The sequence below is a fragment of the Pseudomonas sp. TH07 genome, assembly GCF_016651285.1.
Lineage (GTDB): Bacteria > Pseudomonadota > Gammaproteobacteria > Pseudomonadales > Pseudomonadaceae > Aquipseudomonas.
In genome coordinates this window covers 564962-583408 of record NZ_JAEKED010000001.1, presented here as the reverse complement: position 1 = coordinate 583408, position 18447 = coordinate 564962, and the positions used below count along the sequence as shown (strand labels likewise).

18 protein-coding genes and 4 tRNA genes are annotated in these 18447 nt (G+C 60.4%); 12 read left to right on the top strand and 10 right to left on the bottom strand.

The annotated features are described in order from the left end of the window. Positions 1-386: 386 nt before the first annotated feature. A complete protein-coding gene (locus JFU57_RS02830) occupies positions 387-620 on the bottom strand; it encodes a PP0621 family protein (RefSeq protein WP_020296465.1) in 234 nt (77 codons plus the stop codon). Between the two features lie 128 nt (positions 621-748). Further along, positions 749-1771: an outer membrane protein assembly factor BamD gene (locus tag JFU57_RS02825; protein ID WP_078471771.1), complete on the bottom strand. Its 1023-nt coding sequence runs from the start codon at positions 1769-1771 to the stop codon at positions 749-751. Positions 1772-1921: 150 nt separating this feature from the next. On the opposite strand from JFU57_RS02825, the gene rluD reads away from it, so the two are divergent. From rluD to JFU57_RS02790, 7 genes are all read left to right on the top strand, one after another. Next, a complete protein-coding gene (gene rluD / locus JFU57_RS02820) occupies positions 1922-2884 on the top strand; it encodes a 23S rRNA pseudouridine(1911/1915/1917) synthase RluD (RefSeq protein ID WP_020296467.1) in 963 nt (320 codons plus the stop codon). Next, complete coding sequence (gene pgeF / locus JFU57_RS02815; RefSeq protein ID WP_201128043.1) at positions 2881-3606, top strand: peptidoglycan editing factor PgeF; 726 nt, start codon at positions 2881-2883, stop codon at positions 3604-3606. Before rluD ends, pgeF begins: the two co-directional genes overlap by 4 nt. A gap of 130 nt (positions 3607-3736) precedes the next feature. Next, positions 3737-6301: an ATP-dependent chaperone ClpB gene (clpB, locus tag JFU57_RS02810; protein ID WP_020296469.1), complete on the top strand. Its 2565-nt coding sequence runs from the start codon at positions 3737-3739 to the stop codon at positions 6299-6301. Between the two features lie 301 nt (positions 6302-6602). Beyond that, positions 6603-6678: transfer RNA gene (locus JFU57_RS02805), tRNA-Asn, on the top strand. A 9-nt stretch (positions 6679-6687) separates the two neighbouring features. Next, positions 6688-6764, top strand: a tRNA-Pro gene (locus JFU57_RS02800). A gap of 5 nt (positions 6765-6769) precedes the next feature. Next, positions 6770-6845: transfer RNA gene (locus JFU57_RS02795), tRNA-Lys, on the top strand. Between the two features lie 95 nt (positions 6846-6940). Next, positions 6941-7017 (top strand) — tRNA-Pro (locus tag JFU57_RS02790). 114 nt (positions 7018-7131) lie between these two features. Here the strand turns inward: JFU57_RS02790 and JFU57_RS02785 are convergent. The 3 genes from JFU57_RS02785 to JFU57_RS02775 all read right to left on the bottom strand — a co-directional run bounded on the left by JFU57_RS02785 (position 7132) and on the right by JFU57_RS02775 (position 9399). Then, positions 7132-8430: an NAD(P)/FAD-dependent oxidoreductase gene (locus JFU57_RS02785; RefSeq protein ID WP_201128038.1), complete on the bottom strand. Its 1299-nt coding sequence runs from the start codon at positions 8428-8430 to the stop codon at positions 7132-7134. Between the two features lie 60 nt (positions 8431-8490). Continuing rightward, the gene (locus JFU57_RS02780; RefSeq protein WP_020296471.1) at positions 8491-8664 is read right to left on the bottom strand and encodes a DUF3094 domain-containing protein; all 174 of its coding nucleotides are present in this window, start codon (positions 8662-8664) and stop codon (positions 8491-8493) included. 105 nt (positions 8665-8769) lie between these two features. Continuing rightward, positions 8770-9399, bottom strand: a complete 630-nt coding sequence (locus JFU57_RS02775; protein ID WP_020296472.1) for a DUF1780 domain-containing protein — start codon at positions 9397-9399, stop codon at positions 8770-8772. A 117-nt stretch (positions 9400-9516) separates the two neighbouring features. Here JFU57_RS02775 and JFU57_RS02770 point away from each other — a divergent pair, with 117 nt between their 5' ends. From JFU57_RS02770 to JFU57_RS02760, 3 genes are all read left to right on the top strand, one after another. Continuing rightward, a complete protein-coding gene (locus tag JFU57_RS02770; protein ID WP_078471775.1) occupies positions 9517-9984 on the top strand; it encodes an FAD/FMN-containing dehydrogenase in 468 nt (155 codons plus the stop codon). Further along, positions 9981-10670: an energy-coupling factor ABC transporter permease gene (locus tag JFU57_RS02765; protein ID WP_078471776.1), complete on the top strand. Its 690-nt coding sequence runs from the start codon at positions 9981-9983 to the stop codon at positions 10668-10670. Before JFU57_RS02770 ends, JFU57_RS02765 begins: the two co-directional genes overlap by 4 nt. Before the next feature lie 62 nt (positions 10671-10732). Next, the gene (locus JFU57_RS02760; RefSeq protein ID WP_020296475.1) at positions 10733-10948 is read left to right on the top strand and encodes a hypothetical protein; all 216 of its coding nucleotides are present in this window, start codon (positions 10733-10735) and stop codon (positions 10946-10948) included. A 17-nt stretch (positions 10949-10965) separates the two neighbouring features. Here the strand turns inward: JFU57_RS02760 and yacG are convergent, their stop codons facing one another. Genes yacG through JFU57_RS02740 form a run of 4 tightly spaced genes read right to left on the bottom strand, consistent with a single transcriptional unit; the run spans position 10966 to position 13878 of the window. Continuing rightward, complete coding sequence (gene yacG, locus JFU57_RS02755; protein WP_020296476.1) at positions 10966-11169, bottom strand: DNA gyrase inhibitor YacG; 204 nt, start codon at positions 11167-11169, stop codon at positions 10966-10968. After that, positions 11166-11789 carry a dephospho-CoA kinase gene (coaE, locus tag JFU57_RS02750; protein ID WP_201128036.1) on the bottom strand — a complete coding sequence of 208 codons (624 nt, stop codon included), beginning with the start codon at positions 11787-11789 and terminating at the stop codon, positions 11166-11168. The genes yacG and coaE overlap by 4 nt, the downstream gene beginning before the upstream one ends. Further along, on the bottom strand, positions 11786-12658 hold the full coding sequence (locus JFU57_RS02745) for a prepilin peptidase (RefSeq protein WP_201128034.1): 873 nt from the start codon (positions 12656-12658) through the stop codon (positions 11786-11788). Before JFU57_RS02745 ends, coaE begins: the two co-directional genes overlap by 4 nt. A gap of 2 nt (positions 12659-12660) precedes the next feature. Continuing rightward, entirely contained in the window at positions 12661-13878 is a 1218-nt protein-coding gene (locus JFU57_RS02740) for a type II secretion system F family protein (protein ID WP_201128032.1), read from the bottom strand. 347 nt (positions 13879-14225) lie between these two features. Between JFU57_RS02740 and JFU57_RS02735 the strand changes: the two genes are divergently transcribed. Both JFU57_RS02735 and JFU57_RS02730 read left to right on the top strand, forming a co-directional pair. After that, complete coding sequence (locus tag JFU57_RS02735; protein WP_020296480.1) at positions 14226-14642, top strand: pilin; 417 nt, start codon at positions 14226-14228, stop codon at positions 14640-14642. A gap of 331 nt (positions 14643-14973) precedes the next feature. Next, positions 14974-15330, top strand: a complete 357-nt coding sequence (locus JFU57_RS02730) for a BON domain-containing protein (protein WP_078471780.1) — start codon at positions 14974-14976, stop codon at positions 15328-15330. A gap of 184 nt (positions 15331-15514) precedes the next feature. Here the strand turns inward: JFU57_RS02730 and JFU57_RS02725 are convergent, their stop codons facing one another. Beyond that, complete coding sequence (locus tag JFU57_RS02725; RefSeq protein WP_201128031.1) at positions 15515-18436, bottom strand: DUF748 domain-containing protein; 2922 nt, start codon at positions 18434-18436, stop codon at positions 15515-15517. Positions 18437-18447: the final 11 nt, after the last annotated feature.

The following is an 18447-nucleotide window of genomic DNA, read 5'->3' as shown; positions in this document are numbered from 1 at the left end:
GAACGCAGGTAGGGCATGGGCGCTCGCCATCCTGGCGAGAGTTGAAGTCTAGGAGCTGCTTGCGGGGTTCGCCGGGGGCGAGGCCCTGTAAACGCTCGGGAGGCGGGGGCAGAGGCGGCTTTTGTGTAGCCAATTGTTCGATGGCCAGAGGGGGCTGACAGCGCGTTGCCGCTGACTCGTCAGGCCAATGCTCTGGGGCTCGTCAGGTAATGGGTAAGAAGGCGTGGGAAAGTTATCGATCACCCGATTCATGCGCTGATTAAGGTCTTGAATAATCAGCGTCAGACGCCCATTCGGGTGCTTTGTTCCTCAAATAGGGCGGGGTGGGACCAGTGGCTGGGCAGGCATTGTGCCAGCGAACCGGCACTGTCCCTGGCGCAGAGGCCTCAGCGGTGGCCGGGGCCTGGCCCTTGTTCCAGATGAGTCTGGCTGCAGTACCACTGTTGCTGTTGGCTCAGCGCTCGGTCACGGGGCAGATGCAGGCCGCACTGGGCGCAGCGGACCATGGGGGTGGCGCTTTGCTCAGGGGGAGGGCTGCCAGCGGATGCCTGGCGCTTGAATTTGCGCCAGAACCATACCGCAGCGGCAATCAGGGCGATCCAGAACAGTAGACGAACCATGGCAACCAGCTTTATGAGGAAAGATGGCGCAGTTTAGCCAAGGACCTTGCGGGCGCACAGAACAATAAAACACGGGCATGAAAAAGGGAGACTCGAAAGTCTCCCTTTTCTTGACGGCCTCGGTGCTATCAGTCGAACACACCGAAGGTCATGTAGCTGAACCACGAACGATCGTCGTTGTTGCCTTCGGCTTCATGCTGCTCTTCTTCGATCACGTCGCCGTTGGCATCTTTAGGCTTGAGGTCGGAAGGGATCGCGTCCTTGGCGTCCTGGAACTGCTTGACCACGTCCTGGTTGGCGCGAGTTTCGCCCGGCGGCAGCGGCGGACGCGACTCGATCAGGCCCAGGGTGGCCTTGCTCAGCCACGAACGGTTGTCGGCTTCGGCCACTTGCGGCACGAACTGGCCATCAACCAGGCTCGGGTGGTTCGGGTAGTTGAGCTTCAGGGTTTCCAGGCTGGTGGCGGCCAGTTCGTCCAGGTGCAGACGCTGGTAAGCCTCAGTCATCACCGCCAGGCCGTCACCGACCGAAGGGGTTTCCTGGAAGTTCTCCACCACATAGCGGCCACGGTTGGCAGCCGCTACATAGGCCTGACGGGTCAGGTAGTAGTCAGCCACGTGGATCTCGTAGGCGGCCAGCAGGTTGCGCAGATAAATCATGCGCTGCTTGGCGTCTGGAGCGTAACGGCTGTTCGGGAAGCGGCTGGTGAGCTGGGCGAACTCGTTGTAGGAGTCGCGGGCAGCACCCGGGTCACGCTTGGTCATGTCCAGGGGCAGGAAGCGAGCCAGCAGGCCGACGTCCTGGTCAAAGGAGGTCAGACCCTTGAGGTAATAGGCGTAATCCACGTTCGGATGCTGTGGATGCAGGCGAATGAAACGCTCGGCGGCGGACTTGGCGGCTTCCGGCTCGGCGTTCTTGTAGTTGGCGTAGATCAGCTCGAGCTGTGCCTGGTCGGCATAGCGACCAAACGGATAACGCGACTCCAGGGCCTTCAACTTGGCGGTAGCGCTGGTATAGCTGTGGTTGTCCAGGTCGGCCTGTGCCTGCTGGTACAGCTCGACTTCGCTCAAGTTTTCGTCAACGACTTCCTTCGATGAGCAAGCAGCGGTCAGTGCGAGGATGGCGATCAGCAGCAGGTGTTTCACTTGCATGGCGGCTTGCGTCCCTATGACGGCCGCTGTCTTGGGCGGGGCCGTCCTGTTATGATGAGCGCCCCGTTGAAAGCCTCGGGGCAAAAGACGCCGTATTTAACCACAAGCGCGCAGCCGAAACCAAAGGCTGTGCCGACGCCTAGTCTGAGCATGTCCGATAAAATTGAACTTCGCGCAGAGGTGCCGTCCGAACTGGGCGGCCAACGCCTCGATCAAGTCGCCGCCCAATTATTCGCTGAGCATTCACGCTCGCGCCTTTCCGCCTGGATCAAAGACGGCCGCCTGACTGTGGACGGAGCCGTTATTCGGCCGCGTGACATTGTGCATGGCGGTGCGATTCTTGAGCTGACCGCCGAGCAGGAAGCTCAGGGAGAATGGGTCGCTCAGGACATCGAGCTGGATATTGTCTATGAAGACGACGATATCCTGGTCATCAACAAACCCGCGGGCCTGGTGGTACACCCTGCTGCCGGGCACGCTGATGGCACCTTGCTCAATGCCTTGCTGCACCATGTCCCGGACATCATCAATGTGCCGCGCGCCGGCATCGTCCACCGCCTGGACAAGGACACCACCGGTTTGATGGTGGTGGCCAAGACCATTCAGGCCCAGACCCAATTGGTGACCCAGCTGCAAAGCCGCAGCGTCAGCCGGATCTACGAGTGCATCGTGATTGGCGTAGTGACGGCGGGTGGCAAGATCAACGCGCCCATCGGTCGCCACGGCCAGCAGCGCCAGCGCATGGCAGTGATGGAAGGCGGCAAGCAGGCGGTCAGTCATTACCGCGTGCTTGAGCGTTTCCGCTCCCACACCCACGTGCGGGTCAAGCTGGAAACCGGTCGTACCCACCAGATTCGGGTGCACATGGCTCACATCAACTTCCCGTTGGTCGGGGATCCGGCCTACGGCGGTCGTTTCCGCATTCCGCCTGCGGCCAGTGTGACCATGGTCGAGTCGTTGAAGGCGTTCCCGCGTCAGGCGCTGCATGCGCGGTTCCTGGAGCTGGATCATCCGACCACCGGCGTGCGTATGAGCTGGGAGTCGCCACTGCCGGACGACTTCGTCTGGTTGCTGACCCTACTCAAGCAAGACCGCGAGGCGTTCATCGGATGAGTGAATGGCTGATTCCTGACTGGCCTGCGCCGGCCGGGGTGAAAGCCTGTGTCACCACCCGTGCGGGCGGCGTCAGCCTGGCGCCGTTCGACAGCCTCAACCTGGGCGACCACGTCGATGACAGCCCCGAAGCCGTTGCCGAGAATCGTCGTCGCCTGACGGATCACTTTTCTATAAGGCCTGCCTGGCTGCGACAGGTCCACGGTATTGACGTGGTCGAGGCGGATCCGTCCGTCATCGCCACCGCCGATGCCAGCTGGACGGCCACGCCAGGTATCGCCTGCGCCTCGATGACCGCTGACTGCCTGCCGGCGCTGTTCTGCGATCGCGCCGGGACCCGTGTCGCGGCGGCCCATGCCGGTTGGCGCGGGCTGGCTGCCGGCGTGCTAGAAGCCACCCTCGACACGCTGGACGTTGCGCCGGCCGAGGTGCTGGTCTGGCTTGGACCGGCTATCGGTCCGCGCGCTTTCGAGGTCGGCCCCGAGGTGCGGGAAACCTTCGTCAGCCAACTGGCGCAAGCCGAGCAGGCATTTGTCCCAAGCCACAATCCCGGCAAGTTCATGGCCGACATCTATAGTCTGGCCCGCTTGCGCCTGGCGGCTCGCGGCGTCACGGCGGTGTACGGTGGCGATTACTGCACAGTCAGTGACGCGCGTTTCTATTCTTACCGTCGCAGTCCTCGTACAGGACGGTTTGCCTCCCTTATCTGGCTCGAGCGCTAGACTCTTCTGACCTGCGTCAATTGTCAGGCGCTTGAAACTCCCAGAATCGACCGCATCTATAGGGGTATCTGGCAGGTTTCTTTATTTAGGTGTGTCCATCGCTCCGGCCTGCTCAAAAGGAAGGTGACTAATGCGTATAGACCGTTTAACCAGCAAATTGCAGTTGGCGCTGTCCGATTCTCAATCTTTGGCGGTCGGTCTCGATCATCCCGCGATCGAGCCGGCGCACTTGATGCAAGCATTGCTTGAGCAGCAGGGTGGTTCGATCAAACCCCTGCTGATGCAAGTGGGCTTCGACATCAACAGCCTGCGCAAGGAGTTGAGCAAAGAGCTCGACCAACTGCCGAAAATCCAAAATCCTACTGGCGACGTCAATATGTCCCAGGATCTGGCGCGTCTGCTCAATCAGGCCGATCGCCTGGCGCAGCAGAAAGGCGACCAGTTCATCTCCAGCGAGATGGTGCTGCTCGCAGCCATGGACGAGAACAGCAAGCTTGGCAAGTTGTTGCTTGGCCAGGGCGTGAGCAAAAAGGCCCTGGAAAACGCCATCAACAATCTTCGCGGCGGCGAGGCAGTCAATGACGCCAATGTCGAGGAGTCGCGCCAGGCCCTGGATAAATACACCGTCGATCTGACCAAGCGTGCCGAAGAAGGCAAGCTCGACCCGGTAATCGGCCGTGATGACGAAATTCGCCGGACCATCCAGGTCCTGCAGCGGCGGACCAAGAACAACCCGGTGCTGATCGGTGAGCCAGGCGTGGGTAAGACGGCCATCGCCGAGGGCCTGGCCCAGCGCATCATCAATGGTGAAGTGCCGGACGGCCTCAAAGGCAAGCGTCTGCTCTCGCTGGATATGGGCGCGCTGATTGCCGGTGCCAAGTATCGCGGCGAGTTCGAGGAGCGCCTCAAAGGCCTGCTCAATGAGCTGTCGAAACAGGAAGGGCAGATCATTCTGTTTATCGACGAGCTGCACACCATGGTGGGCGCCGGTAAGGGCGAGGGCTCCATGGATGCGGGCAACATGCTCAAGCCGGCCCTGGCCCGTGGCGAGCTGCATTGCGTCGGCGCCACCACGCTCAACGAGTACCGCCAATATATAGAGAAGGATGCAGCCCTTGAGCGGCGCTTCCAGAAAGTACTGGTGGAAGAACCGAGCGAAGAAGACACGATCGCCATTCTGCGTGGCCTCAAGGAGCGGTATGAGGTCCACCATAAAGTGGCGATTACCGATGGTGCGATCATTGCCGCGGCCAAGCTCAGCCACCGCTACATCACTGATCGGCAATTGCCGGACAAGGCCATCGACCTGATCGACGAGGCCGCCAGCCGCATCCGCATGGAGATCGACTCCAAGCCGGAAGTGCTGGACCGTCTGGAGCGGCGCTTGATTCAACTCAAGGTTGAGTCCCAGGCGCTGAAGAAAGAAGACGACGAAGCCGCGATCAAGCGCCTGGAGAAACTCCAGGAAGAAATCGTCCGGCTGGAGCGCGAATACGCGGACCTGGAGGAGATCTGGACCTCGGAGAAAGCCGAAGTGCAGGGCTCGGCGCAGATCCAGCAGAAGATCGAGCAGTCGCGTCAGGAGTTGGAAGCCGCACGCCGTAAGGGTGACCTGAATCGCATGGCCGAGTTGCAGTACGGGGTCATCCCGGACCTGGAGCGCAGCCTGCAGATGGTCGACCAGCACGGTCACAGCGAAAATCAGTTGCTGCGCAGCAAGGTCACTGAGGAAGAAATTGCCGAAGTGGTTTCCAAGTGGACCGGGATTCCGGTCTCGAAAATGCTCGAAGGCGAGCGTGACAAGTTGTTGAAAATGGAAAGCCTGTTGCACCAACGTGTGATCGGCCAGAACGAAGCGGTGGTGGCAGTGGCCAACGCAGTGCGGCGTTCCCGTGCCGGGTTGTCCGACCCTAACCGGCCAAGCGGCTCGTTCATGTTCCTCGGCCCGACCGGCGTGGGTAAAACCGAGCTGTGCAAGGCCTTGGCCGAGTTCCTCTTCGATACCGAAGAGGCCATGGTGCGGATCGATATGTCCGAATTCATGGAGAAACACTCGGTTGCTCGCCTGATCGGTGCGCCACCAGGCTATGTGGGCTATGAAGAAGGCGGTTACCTGACCGAGGCGGTACGGCGTAAGCCTTACTCGGTGATCCTCCTGGACGAGGTCGAGAAGGCCCACCCGGATGTGTTCAACGTGTTGCTGCAGGTGCTTGAAGACGGTCGCTTGACCGACAGCCATGGCCGTACCGTGGACTTCCGCAATACGGTGATCGTCATGACCTCCAACCTGGGCTCGGCGCAGATCCAGGAACTGGTCGGTGATCGTGAAGCGCAGCGTGCAGCGGTGATGGACGCGGTGTCGACCCACTTCCGTCCGGAGTTCATCAACCGGATCGACGAAGTGGTGATCTTCGAGCCATTGGCCCGGGATCAGATCGCTGGCATCACCCAGATCCAGATGGGCCGTCTGCGCAGCCGCCTGGCCGAGCGCGAGCTGACCTTGGAACTGAGCGACGAGGCGTTGGACAAGCTGATCGCCGTGGGTTACGACCCGGTCTATGGTGCACGGCCGTTGAAACGGGCGATCCAGCGCTGGATCGAGAACCCGCTGGCGCAGTTGATTCTCTCTGGCAGCTTCTTGCCGGGAGCAACGGTCAAGGGAACGGTGGAAAACGACGAAATCGTCTTTGCCTGACCGACACGGACGTTGCTGTGAAAAAGGCCTCGCATTGCGAGGCCTTTTTTTTCGATAGGGCGTTGAACTGAAAGGCAAAGGCTTGTAAAGTGCGCCCCGCAGTATGTCAGCCCAACGGTTCCTTCTCCCCAAGAAGAAATCTGAAACAAGTCGCAAATCATTGTCTTAAAAGCAATTTAAAGGGTTGACAGGGGTTTTTAAGATTGTAGAATAGCGCGCCTCAGAGACATGAACGCAGCGATGCTGACAGGGTCAAAGAGAGTGAAATACGCAGTAAATGTTGCAAATTGAAATATGTAGTTCCGTGATAGCTCAGTCGGTAGAGCAAATGACTGTTAATCATTGGGTCCCAGGTTCGAGTCCTGGTCACGGAGCCAATTTCAAACCGGGGTATAGCGCAGTCCGGTAGCGCGCCTGCTTTGGGAGCAGGATGTCAGGAGTTCGAATCCCCTTACCCCGACCATTTTTGGGTCGTTAGCTCAGTTGGTAGAGCAGTTGGCTTTTAACCAATTGGTCGTAGGTTCGAATCCCACACGACCCACCATTTTTGAGACCAGCTAACACTGGAATCGAATCTTAAGATCAGAGGCCAAAAGCCCTGATCGAAGAAGGCGACTTGATAGGTCGCCTTTTTTTTACCGGGGTATAGCGCAGTCCGGTAGCGCGCCTGCTTTGGGAGCAGGATGTCAGGAGTTCGAATCCCCTTACCCCGACCATATTTAAAGTCCTCGTATCGCAAGATACGGGGATTTTTTTTGCCTCGAATTTGCTCGCCATCTACCGGCAGGCAAAAAAATGCCCCGATCAGTTCGGGGCATTTTTTATATGGATCAGTGCAACTTCAACCGCGGATCCGTCCCGCGTCCAATCCGGCTGCCGAGCATCAGCATGGCGGTGCGGAATGCGCCGTAGAGCGCCATCTGGTGCATGCGGTAGAGCGAGATGTAGAACATCCGCGCCAACCAGCCTTCGAGCATGACGCTACCTGTCAGGTTGCCCATCAAGTTACCCACAGCCGAAAAGCGCGACAGCGAGATCAGTGATCCGTAGTCGGTGTACTTGTATTCAGGCAGGGCCTTACCTTCGATGCGCAGCTTGAGCGATTTGGCCAGCAGTGAGGCCTGCTGGTGAGCCGCCTGGGCCCGCGGTGGCACATTGCGATCGCTACCGGGTTGCGGGCAGGCCGCGCAGTCGCCGAAGGCGAAGATGTTTTCATCGCGGCTGGTTTGCAGGGTCGGCAGGACTTGCAGCTGGTTGATGCGGTTGGTTTCCAGGCCGTCGATGTCCTTGAGGAACCCCGGTGCGCGGATCCCGGCAGCCCAGACTTTCAGGCTGGCGGGGATCACCTGGCCGTCGGTGGTAATCAGGCTTTCGGCGGTGACCTCGCTCACGGCAGCGTTGGTCATGACCCTGACCCCGAGTTTCTCCAGGGTTTTATGCACAGGCCCGCCGATGCGCTCCGGCAGGGCAGGCAGCACCCGTGGGCCGGCTTCGATCAGGGTGATGTGCATGTTTTCCGGCTTGATCTTGTCCAGGCCATAGGCGGCCAGCTCGTGGGCGGCGTTGTGCAGTTCGGCGGCCAGTTCGACCCCGGTGGCACCGGCACCTACGATCGCCACGCTGATCTGTTCAATCGCATCTGTTTGCCCTGCGTGGGCGCGCAGGTAGTGGTTGAGCAATTGCTGGTGGAAGCGCTCTGCCTGTTTGCGGGTGTCGAGGAACAGGCAATGCTGGGCCGCGCCCTGGGTGCCGAAGTCATTGGTGGTGCTGCCAACGGCGATCACCAGGGTGTCGTAGCCCAGTTCCCGGGCAGGCAGCAGCTCTACGCCACTTTCATCGTAGGTGGCGGCCAGCTGGATTCGCTTGCGCTCGCGGTCGAGCCCGCTCATGCGGCCCAGCTGGAACTCGAAGTGGTTCCATTTGGCTTGGGCAACATAGTTGAGTTCATCTTCGGAGGAATTCAGGGAGCCGGCGGCCACTTCATGCAGCAACGGTTTCCAGATGTGGGTGAGGTTGGCGTCGACCAGCATTACGCTGGCGGTGCCGCGCTTGCCCAGAGTCTTACCCAGGCGGGTAGCCAACTCCAGGCCGCCGGCGCCGCCGCCGACGATAACAATACGATGGGTCATGGGGATATCTCGCAAGGCTAAAAGAAATCGGTGCAGTTACCCGAGCGAGCGCAAGGCAGCTCATAGCGTCAGGTAACTGATAAAACGGCTCAGCAGGCCCAGGCCGATGGTCACTGCCAGCACCACCACCAGGAGCATCCACGGCCGAAAGGGCCGGCGCTCGACACGGTGTTGGGTCAGTTGCAGATACTCTTCGACATGTTTTTGGTCGTCGGGGTTCAGGCGGCTGCTCATAAAGGCCTCGTCAGGTAGACGTTGCGAAATGTGGGGAAGCTACAGCTCCAGCCGAAGGTTTGCAGGGCCCCCGGGAACAGGTGCGTGCCGCAGGGCGCCAGGTTCTCACAGGCTGATCCCGACGTCGAACAGGATGCTGCGTCCCAGGTTGCTGCGTAAAAAGTCCGGTGCGTCCGGGTGGGCGAACAGGACCCGGGCGAAGGTCGGGCCGACCAGCGACAGCGAGCGCCAGCCTTGGCGCAGATACTCGGTGGGCGGCGGGAAGTGGCTGTTGAGGTCCAGCACTTCACGCTTGAGGCTGGCGAAGGCAATGATGTCCAGCTCGCCCAGGTCCATGCCGCGCTCTTTATAGTTGTGGGCTTTCTTGCGCAGGGTGGGCGCCAGGCGCAGCAGCAGTTCGCTGGCCGGAATGCGCTTGGGCTTGGCTTCGCGACGCACCAGTTGGCTCAGGGAGAATGCGCTGCGGCGCCGTTGCAGTTCGTCCCGCCATTCGTCGTTGAGGCGCCGACCTTCATCGAGGACGAAAAATACCTCGAAGCTGGCCTCGCGAAACAATACGTCCGGCGGTTCCTGCCCGGCTGGGGTGAACTCGTCGGCGCGGTAACTGATGTTCAAGCCTTGCAGCAGGCGTTGGCAGACCCAACGCTCACGCTCCCATTTGCGGGCATTGGACAGGAACGCATTGGCTTGTTCGGCCTGAATGGTGAGCAGGCGCAAGTAATCTGAGTCATCCATAGGCCAAGCTTAGCGTCCAAACGCCGATTGCTGAAAGGTTCGTTTGACTGGAGGGCTGCGAAGGGCGGTGTAGACTGCTGGCCTGAACAATGTGCGATGCCCAGAGGAGAGAATGCGGTGAAGTATGGCGTGATGCTGTTGCTGAGTGTGCTGTGCCTGGGGGCACAGGCGACTGAAATCGGGGAGCGCCTGGCGCCCTGGACCCTGCTCGACCAGTTCGACCAACCCTACAGCCTGGATCAGCAGACCCATACGTTGCTGGTGGCGCGCGACATGGACGCGGCCAAGCTGGTCAAGGCCGCGCTGGAAGATCGCCCCAAGGGCTATCTGGAGGCGCGACACGCGGTATTCGTCGCGGATATCCAGCGCATGCCGATGCTGATCGCGAAAATGTTCGCGGTCCCGGCCATGCGCGATTATTCCTACCGGGTTCTGCTCGACCGCGAAGGACGAGTCGCACCGCGTTATCTCGGCGCCGAGAATAAGGTCTTGTGGTTGCAGCTCAATGAAGGGCGGCTGGTTGCGCAACGTGAGTACGCCACCGCTGCCGAACTGCGCGAGGCGCTGGAGCAACTGCAGCCATGATCAGTGCGGCCGTGCTGTCGGCGCCGACCCTGGTGGTCGGCTGGCTGCTGTATGTGCCGGTGTTGATCTGGGCGATAGCGCGGTCGCCCTGGGTCGAGTTGTTCTCCGACCGTCGACGTCAGCATTTGCTGTTTGGCACGGTGTTCGCGCTGTTTATGTTGTGGCTGGTGCGCCGGGACTTCGACACCGGCGTGTCTTATCACTTTATCGGCATGACCGCCGTGACCTTGCTCCTGGACTGGCCGCTGGCAGTGGTCGGCGGGTTGGTGGCCCAGTTGGGGCTGGTGCTGCTCGGGCGTCAGGACCTGGCCGCCATGGGGGTCAACGGGGCGTTGCTGATTCTGTTGCCGGTGCTGGTCACCGAATGCTGCGCGATCCTCGTTGAGCGGGCGCAACCGCGTAACCCCTTTGTGTACATCTTTTGCTCCGGCTTTTTTGCTGCGGCACTCTCGGCCTTGCTGTGCCTGTTGGTCGGGCTGGGCCTGCTGTGGTTCGACGAGCGTTTTGCCATGCCTGAGTGGCTGGAGGATTTCGTCGGCTACCTTTGGCTGATCATTTTCCCCGAGGCCTTTATCAACGGCATGGTGATCAGCGCGCTGGTGGTGTTCTGCCCCGAGTGGCTGGAAACCTTCAACCGTACCCGCTACCTCTCGGCACCGTGGAAGGACGACGATCCACGTTCTTGATCCATATCAATTACGTCGGCCAGGCGCCGTCTCATGCTCTGGAAAATTTCTGGAGTACGGTCATGAGTGTCTACGAATGGGCAAGGCAGGAAATGCGCAAGAATCTGGAACAGGCCCAGGAACAAGGCTTTGAGCCGGGACTGAGCCTGCGCGCCCTGCTCAGCGCGGTGGTGCAGCAGAGCAAGAGCGTACGCAGTATTGAGGATCTGGCCGACGAATTGCAGTTTCTCGCGGAGAACCTCGACGACCAGCAGGATTACGGGTTTATGCGTCCTTAGGACGATGCAGCCGGGGTTCAGTGGGCGCGGGGCGGCAGGTCTTCGGAGAACAATTCGTCTTCGGCGTCCGGGCTGACCGGGATCTTGTGTTCTTCGGACGCCCAGGCACCCAGGTCGATCAGTTTGCAACGGTCCGAGCAGAACGGCCGGTTGCTGTTCTCGGCGGTCCATTCAACGGGGGCGCCACAGGTTGGGCATTCTACGGTCAGGGGTTGGCTCATGACTGGCCTCCACGCAAAGTTAGATAAAAGTGGTGCAGGCGCTCGACCTCACTGTGCAACCAGGCAAGGTCGCGGTCGTTGGCCAGCACATCGTCGGCATGGCGCAGACGCTCTTCGCGGCTGGCCTGGGCCTTGAGAATCGCCTGGATCTGCTGTTCGCTGATCTGGTCGCGCTGCAGGGTGCGCTCGATTTGCAGCTGTTGCGGGACATCGATCACCAGCACCCGCTGAGTCATTGCCGCCTGACCGGACTCGATCAGCAGCGGCGACACCAGGATTGCATAGGGCGATTGTGCACGCGCCAAGTGGGCGACGATTTCCTCGGCGATCAACGGGTGCAGCAGGGCTTCGAGCCAGCGTCGCTGCTCCGGGACTTCAAAAATCAGCTTGCGCAGGGCGGCTCGGTCCAACTGGCCGTCAGCCTGCAGCACGCCTGCGCCGAAATGTTCAGCGATGCGCGCCAGGGCCGGGCGTCCGGGCTCCACCACCCATCGAGCGGCGTAATCGGCGTCCACGACATGGATGCCCAGGTCGATAAAATGTTGCGCCGCAGCGCTTTTGCCACTGCCGATGCCGCCGGTGAGGCCAAGAATCCAGGGTTTGGTTACAGGGTTAGTCATTGGAGCCCGACAAACTGCAAATAGAGGTCGGTTATTTGACCACCCCAGAGCAAGGCAATCCAGCCGGCAATTGCCAGAAAGGGCCCGAAGGGGATCGGGGTCGAGGTTTGCGCATTGCGCCAGCGCAGCATCAGCGCCCCCACCAAGGCTCCCACCAGCGACGCCAGCATGATGGTCAGTGGCAGGCTCTGCCAGCCGCCCCATGCACCAATCATGGCCAGCAGCTTGAAGTCGCCATGGCCAATGCCGTCCTTGCCGGTCAGCAGTTTGAACAGCCAGTACACCGACCACAGGCACATATAACCAAGCACGGCGCCCCACAGCGCATCGTCCAGGCTGACGAACAGCCCGAAACTGTTGACGATCAGCCCCAGCCACAACAGGGGCAATACCAGCACGTCAGGCAGCAGTTGATGCTCGGCGTCGATCAGGCTCAGTGTCAGCAGCCCCCACGTGAGCAGCAGCACCACACCGGCCTGCCAGCCAAACCCGAAATGCCAGGCAATAAAGGCCGACAGCAGGCCGCAAGCCAGCTCGGTAAGCGGATAGCGTGGGCTGATCCTGGCTGCGCACTGTGAGCAACGCCCGCGCAGCAGCAGGTAGCTGAGCAGCGGGATGTTCTCCCAGGCGCGGATCTGGTGGGCGCAGTGCGGGCAGTGGGAGTGCGGCAACAGCAGGTTATAGGTCGGCGCTGGCGACTGCTCGGGCAGACCCAGCACTTCATGGGCCTGGGCCTGCCAGTCGCGCTGGAGCATTTTGGGCAGGCGCCAGACCAGCACATTGAGGAAGCTGCCGATCAGCAGCCCGAGAATCAGCGCGGATAACACGAAGGCCAATGGGTAGATGGCCAGAACTTCAGTCAAAGACATGCTCAGATCGCTGTGCCGAGTTGAAAGATGGGCAGGTACATGGCCACCACCAGGCCGCCGACGATGCTGCCCAAAATCACCATGATAAAGGGCTCCATGAGGCTGGTGAGGGTGTCGACCAAGTTGTCGACCTCGGCTTCATAGTAGGTCGCCACTTTTTCCAGCATGGAGTCCAGGGCGCCGGATTCTTCGCCGATCGCCGTCATCTGGATCGCCATAGTAGGGAACATTCCACAGGTGCGCATGGCGAAGTTCAGTTGCATGCCGCTGGCCACATCCTCCTTGACCTGCTGCACCGCTTTTTTGAACTGGCTGTTGCCGGTGGCGCCGGCTACCGAATCCAGGGCCTGCACCAGGGGCACGCCGGCAGCAAAGGTGGTGGCCAGTGTCCGGGCGTAACGCGCCACCGCCGACTTGTACAACAGCGGCCCGGCCAGTGGCAGCTTCATCAGGCTGACATCCAGCCAGTCGCGCAGCCCCTGGAAACGCCGATAGCCGTAGCGCGCCGCGAGCAACGCAAGGGCGCCAGCCAGCAGCATTTGCCACCAGCGCTCCTGCATAAACTGCGAGAGCCCGATGACGGCCTGGGTAAAAGCCGGCAGTTGGGTATTCAGCCCGGCGAACATCGACTGAAATTGCGGCACCACCTTGACCAGCAAAATGCCGCTGACGATCAAGGCGACGCAGATGACCGCCAAGGGATAGGTCATGGCCTTTTTGATCCTGGCCTTGAGGCTTTCGCTTTTTTCCTTGTAGGTGGCTACCCGTTCCAGCAGGGTGTCCAGGGCGCCGGCTTGCTCGCCGGCATCCACCAGGTTGCAATACAGCTCGTCGAACTGCCGGGGATGTTTGCGCAGGGCCCCGGCAAAGCTGTTGCCGGCTTCGATTTCACGCTTGAGCGCGTGGATCAGATTGCGCATGCGCGGCTTGTCGAAGCCCTCGGCGATGATATCGAACGACTGTAGCAGCGGTACCCCGGCTTTCATCATGGTCGCCATCTGCCGGGTGAACAGTACGATATCCCGCGCAACGATGGCTTTGCCGCTGCTGAGCAGCGCCACTGGCTTTTTCCGCACCCGCCCCGGGTTGATTCCTTGCTGACGCAATTGCGCCTTGATCAGTGCCGGGTTGTGTCCGGTCAATTCGCCGCTCAGCTTGCGTCCGTTTCGGTCGCTGCCTTCCCAGGCGTAGACACTGACTCTTGCTGCTTTTACCGCCATGGTTCGGTCCTTGCTGGCGCCTTTGGACTATTCCGGGCCGCAGGCAATGGGTGTGACGCCTTTAAGGTCGCGCCGACCGCCTGATAGATCGTGATTGCCCCGAGATGTTCCTGAGCGCTGGGGAACGGCGCCTCCCTGGGCCGTTTTCCTGTGCAAGCCTAGCCAGCAAATACCCTCGGCCCCAGGCTGGCGGCTGACGAAAATTGTCAGTTTGTGCGACTCCTTGTGATGAAAGCCATCGGCCACCTCTGCTGCAAGCCTTGATCTACGGGCTTTCAGGGGCTGGCACAGGCCATGCTTCAAGCACTTCAGGTCATGACATTCCCGTTCATGCTTGGAGCTTGTCCATGAAGAGTCAGAAGGGCTTTACCCTGATTGAATTGCTGGTGGTGGTCGCCATCATCGGCATCCTCGCCACCTTTGCCCTGCCGCTGTATTCCAAATACCAGGCTCGGGCCAAGGTGGTGGCGGCATTGGCCGAAGCCTCGGCGCTGAAGGTCAATTTCGAAGATCAGCTCAACCAGGGCAGTGACCCGACCCTTGAACTGGTCGGCGGTACGGCCCTCACTACCAATTGCCGCATGACCGCCAGCGGCACGGCGGCCAGTGGCGAGGGCGTGATTGCCTGCACGATCCTTAACGCGCCGGGCCCGGTGCTGAACCAGACCCTGACCCTGAGTCGTACCAACACGTCCGGGTGGCTGTGCAACACTACGGTAGGGGCGGACTACGCGCCCAAGGGCTGCACGGCCGGCGGCGCATGATGTAACGCCGGGAACGAACTGCGGATGTCGCGCCCGCTGGGGCATGGGGCGCGCCAAGCCGGTCTTCCGGTTCAGATACGGCCGGAATCCAGGGCGCAGGGAAAGTTTCGCGATTTCAGACGGTTAAGGTTGAGCGAGAAACCGCAACTTGCACGCAGATCTGCAGGGTGTCATGCAAATTGCATGATTCCGGATTGTTACTGTTTTTATAACTTGTTGTTTTATAAGGGGTTTATCTGTTGTCAAAAGTTGGCACAGCGCCTGCAATATCTCTGGTAACCCTGTTGCCAGGACACGGCGCAGGCTTTCCAGAAAAACAGGAGTTACTCGTATGAAGAAGTTCGCTATCGCTGCCGCAACTGCTACCGCTCTGACCCTGACCATGGCCAACGCAGCATTTGCGCAGACCACTCAAAACACCCAGGCACCGATGGTTGTGGCTGCCGGTGAAGTGACCAAGGCTAAAGAAGCTACCTCCGATACCTGGATCACCACCAAAGTTAAAAGCGACCTGGTTACCGAAAAAGGCATCCCAGGCACCGACATCAAAGTCGAAACCAACAAAGGTGTAGTGTCGCTGTCGTCCACCGTCGCGGTGACCGATGCGCAGAAAGCCACCGCTGTTGCCATCACCAAGAAAATCAAAGGCGTTAAAGCGGTTTCCGCTGACGGCCTGAAAGCCCAGTAAGAGTTCTTGCCTGGACTGGGAGATGAGGTGTAGGGCGAGCTGAGTAACACGCCTGGCGCTTCCTGAAGGTTCATGCGGAAGACCACAAGGATGTGGTCATTACAGGCCCCGGCATTTTGTGTCGGGGCCTGTTCTATTGCGGCGGGAAAAGACCGCGGCCTTCAGGCTTCGGCGCAGTCAGGGGTTATTCCGCATCCAGGTGCATCGGGGTGATGACTCGGCCATCGCTTTCGGCTTCACCGAGATTGGCGTCGATGAAGTAGACGCGGCCATCGGCCAGTTGGCCCTTGTCCACCAGGAAGTCCTTGATGCTGCTGGCGCGCTCCTGGCCCAGTTGGCGCAACAGTACATCGCTGCCACTCCAGAACTTGATCACCGCTTCACGCATTTTTGCGCTGCGTTCTTCCTTGCCCAGGTCCTTCCACTCGGCCGGCGGCTGGGTCTTGAGGCGAGTGCGATAAATGCCTTCGAGGAGCGGGCTTTTCTCGCCGTCGGGTACTTGCAGCAGCGACGCTTGGGCGGGCACCTTGTCCCCACGACGCTGGAGCATCTTGTAGTAGTTGTACTGGTATTCCCGTTCCAGTCGTTGCTGGGCCAGCAGTGGACCATCGCTGCTTTGCGCCGCAGTGCCTTCGATCTCCAGGCGCAGGGCCGGACGCTCCTTGAGTGCGTTGGCAAGTTTTACCAGCGCGGCTTCCGAGTCCTTGCCCAGATCGCTTGAGCCAGGGGCGAACGACACGCTGCCCAGGTCTTCCGAACCTCCACCCGCGATCAGTCCGCCAATAAGTTTGAAGGGCGCAGCGGCAGCCTTGACGATCAGGTTACGCAGGGTCTGCCAGACAATCGGCATGACACTGAACTGTGGGTTGTTGAGGTCGCCGGTCACGGGCAGCTCGATGGAAATCTTGCCATCGACGTCCTTGAGCAAGGCAATCGCCAGTTTCAGCGGCAGGCTCACCGCGTCCGGGCTGTCGACTTTTTCACCCAGTTGCAGCTGTTCGACCACCACCTTGTTCTCGGCCTTGAGTTGGCCGTTGGTGATCAGGTAGTGCAGGTCGAGGTTGAGTCGGCCCTTGCGGATGCGGTAGCCGGCGAACTTGCCCGAGTAGGGGGTGAGGGTGGTCAACTCCACGCGTTTGAAGCTGGTGGCGATATCCAGCGCGGCCATGGGGTCGAACGGGTTGACGCTGCCCTTGATGGTGACCGGCGCATAACGATCGACCTTGCCCTTGACGTCGACACTGGCCGGTTTCGCCTGGCGACTGTCGATGGTGCCGATCTGCCCGTTGAGTTGTTGCACCGCGGTGGCGAAGTTGGGCGTCAGGCTGAAGTCGGCGAAGTTGGCCGAGCCGTCATTGATGGCAATCGCACCAATGTGAATCCCCAGCGGCTTGTCCTTGCCTGGCGCGGGTTTGGCAGCAGGCTTGGCGCCGCTGTTGGCCGGTTGCGGAATCAGCAAGTCGTCGACGTTGGTGGTGCGGTCATCGTTGATCATGAACCGCGCATAAGGCTGGTACAGGCTGACCTTGTCGATCGACAGGCTGTCGCCGTGTTGATAGTTGAGACCTTCGACCACGACCTTTTGCCATTTCACGAAGTCGCGGGTTTTCAGGGTGTCGAGGGTGTGCAACTGGTTCACTTCGGCGCGGCCGGTGATGGCGAGTGTCAGCGGGTCGACTTTTTTCAGGTTGACCGCCAGGTCGCTGTCGAGCATGCCGCTGCGCAGTTCCAGGCGAATGAACGGGCTGATATAGGACTGCGCGACCCGCAGGTCGATATCCCGGGTCTGCACCTGGAGCTTGGCCGTGACCGGGTTCAGGTTGACCTCGCCGTTCGCTTGGAGCTTGCCCTGTTTGCCCAGCCCGCTGTCGAGCTTGAGGGTAAAGGGCGACTGGTTGAGGCTGTCGAAATTCTGCAGGTCCAGGTTCAGCGGACCGACTTCCAGGGCCACCGCAGGTTTGGCTTTACGGTCTGCGAGGTGCACCTGGTAGTTGCGCAGTTGCACATCCTTGAGCAACACCTGCCAGGGTTTGCTCGGTGCTGCCGGCTGCGCCTTGGGGGTGTCGGCAGTCGCGGGCGCTGGGGCCGGTGCCGGTTTGGCCGGTTGGCTGGCGAACAGTTTTTGCCAATCCAGCTGGCCATCGGCTTCGAGGGCGGCCCAGGTTTCCAGCTTCTGGCTGCGAATCTTGCCGACCACCACCTGCTGCTTGGCCAGGTCTATCGTGGTTTCGCTGACATCCAGGCGCTCCAGGCGGGCCAGGGGACGGCCGTCCGGGGCCTTGATGGCGAAGGGCGCGACGCTCAGCGAAGTATCGCTGAGCAGCAACTCGGTTTCCTTGGACAGGTTGAGCCTGTAATGCGTGCTGAGGTTGAGGATGCCGTCCTCGAGAACCAGCGGCACGGCGTCGCGAACGTAGGGCCACCAGACTTTCATCTTGCCGTCAGTGACCTTCAGGTTGCCCTCGGAAGTCAGCGGGATCAGGCTGAAGTTACCGGACCAGTCGATCTGTCCGCCTTCGGGCCCGGCCGCGACCAGGGTCATGTCGGCGTTGTCATCGGGCAGGGTGCTGAGGTTCTTCAACTCGAAGTCGAGTTTGTCGTACAGGAACTCGATCGGCTCGCTCGGGCGCAGGTCCTGGAAGTGCACATAACCGCTCGCCAGCTTGATGCGCTCGATACGCAGTGGGAACGGCTTGGCGTCGGGATCGGCAGGGGTCGGTTCGCTGGCGGGGATCTTGAATAGCCCCAGCAGATTGAGTTTGCCTTCCTTGTCAAACAGGATCTCGGTCTTGGGTTTATCCAGTTCGATATCCGCCAGATGCAGCGCCCGGGTCCACAGGCTGTCCAGTTGCAGGTTCAGATAGAGGCGTTCGAAGCCTACCTGCTCTTTACCTGGCGCACCGATATTCAGCCCCCAGAGCGTGAGCTCCAGGCTGTACGGATTGAATTCGATACGTTGGATATGGGCCGGGGTGGTGGCGTAGTTGGCGAGTTGCTGATTGGCCACCCGCAAGGCAATGCCCGGCAAGATCAGAAAGCCCAACAGACTGTAAAGGGCAAGAGCAGTCAACAGGGCGCCGATAGCGCGAATCAATCCTTTGGTCATGCGAGGGCTTC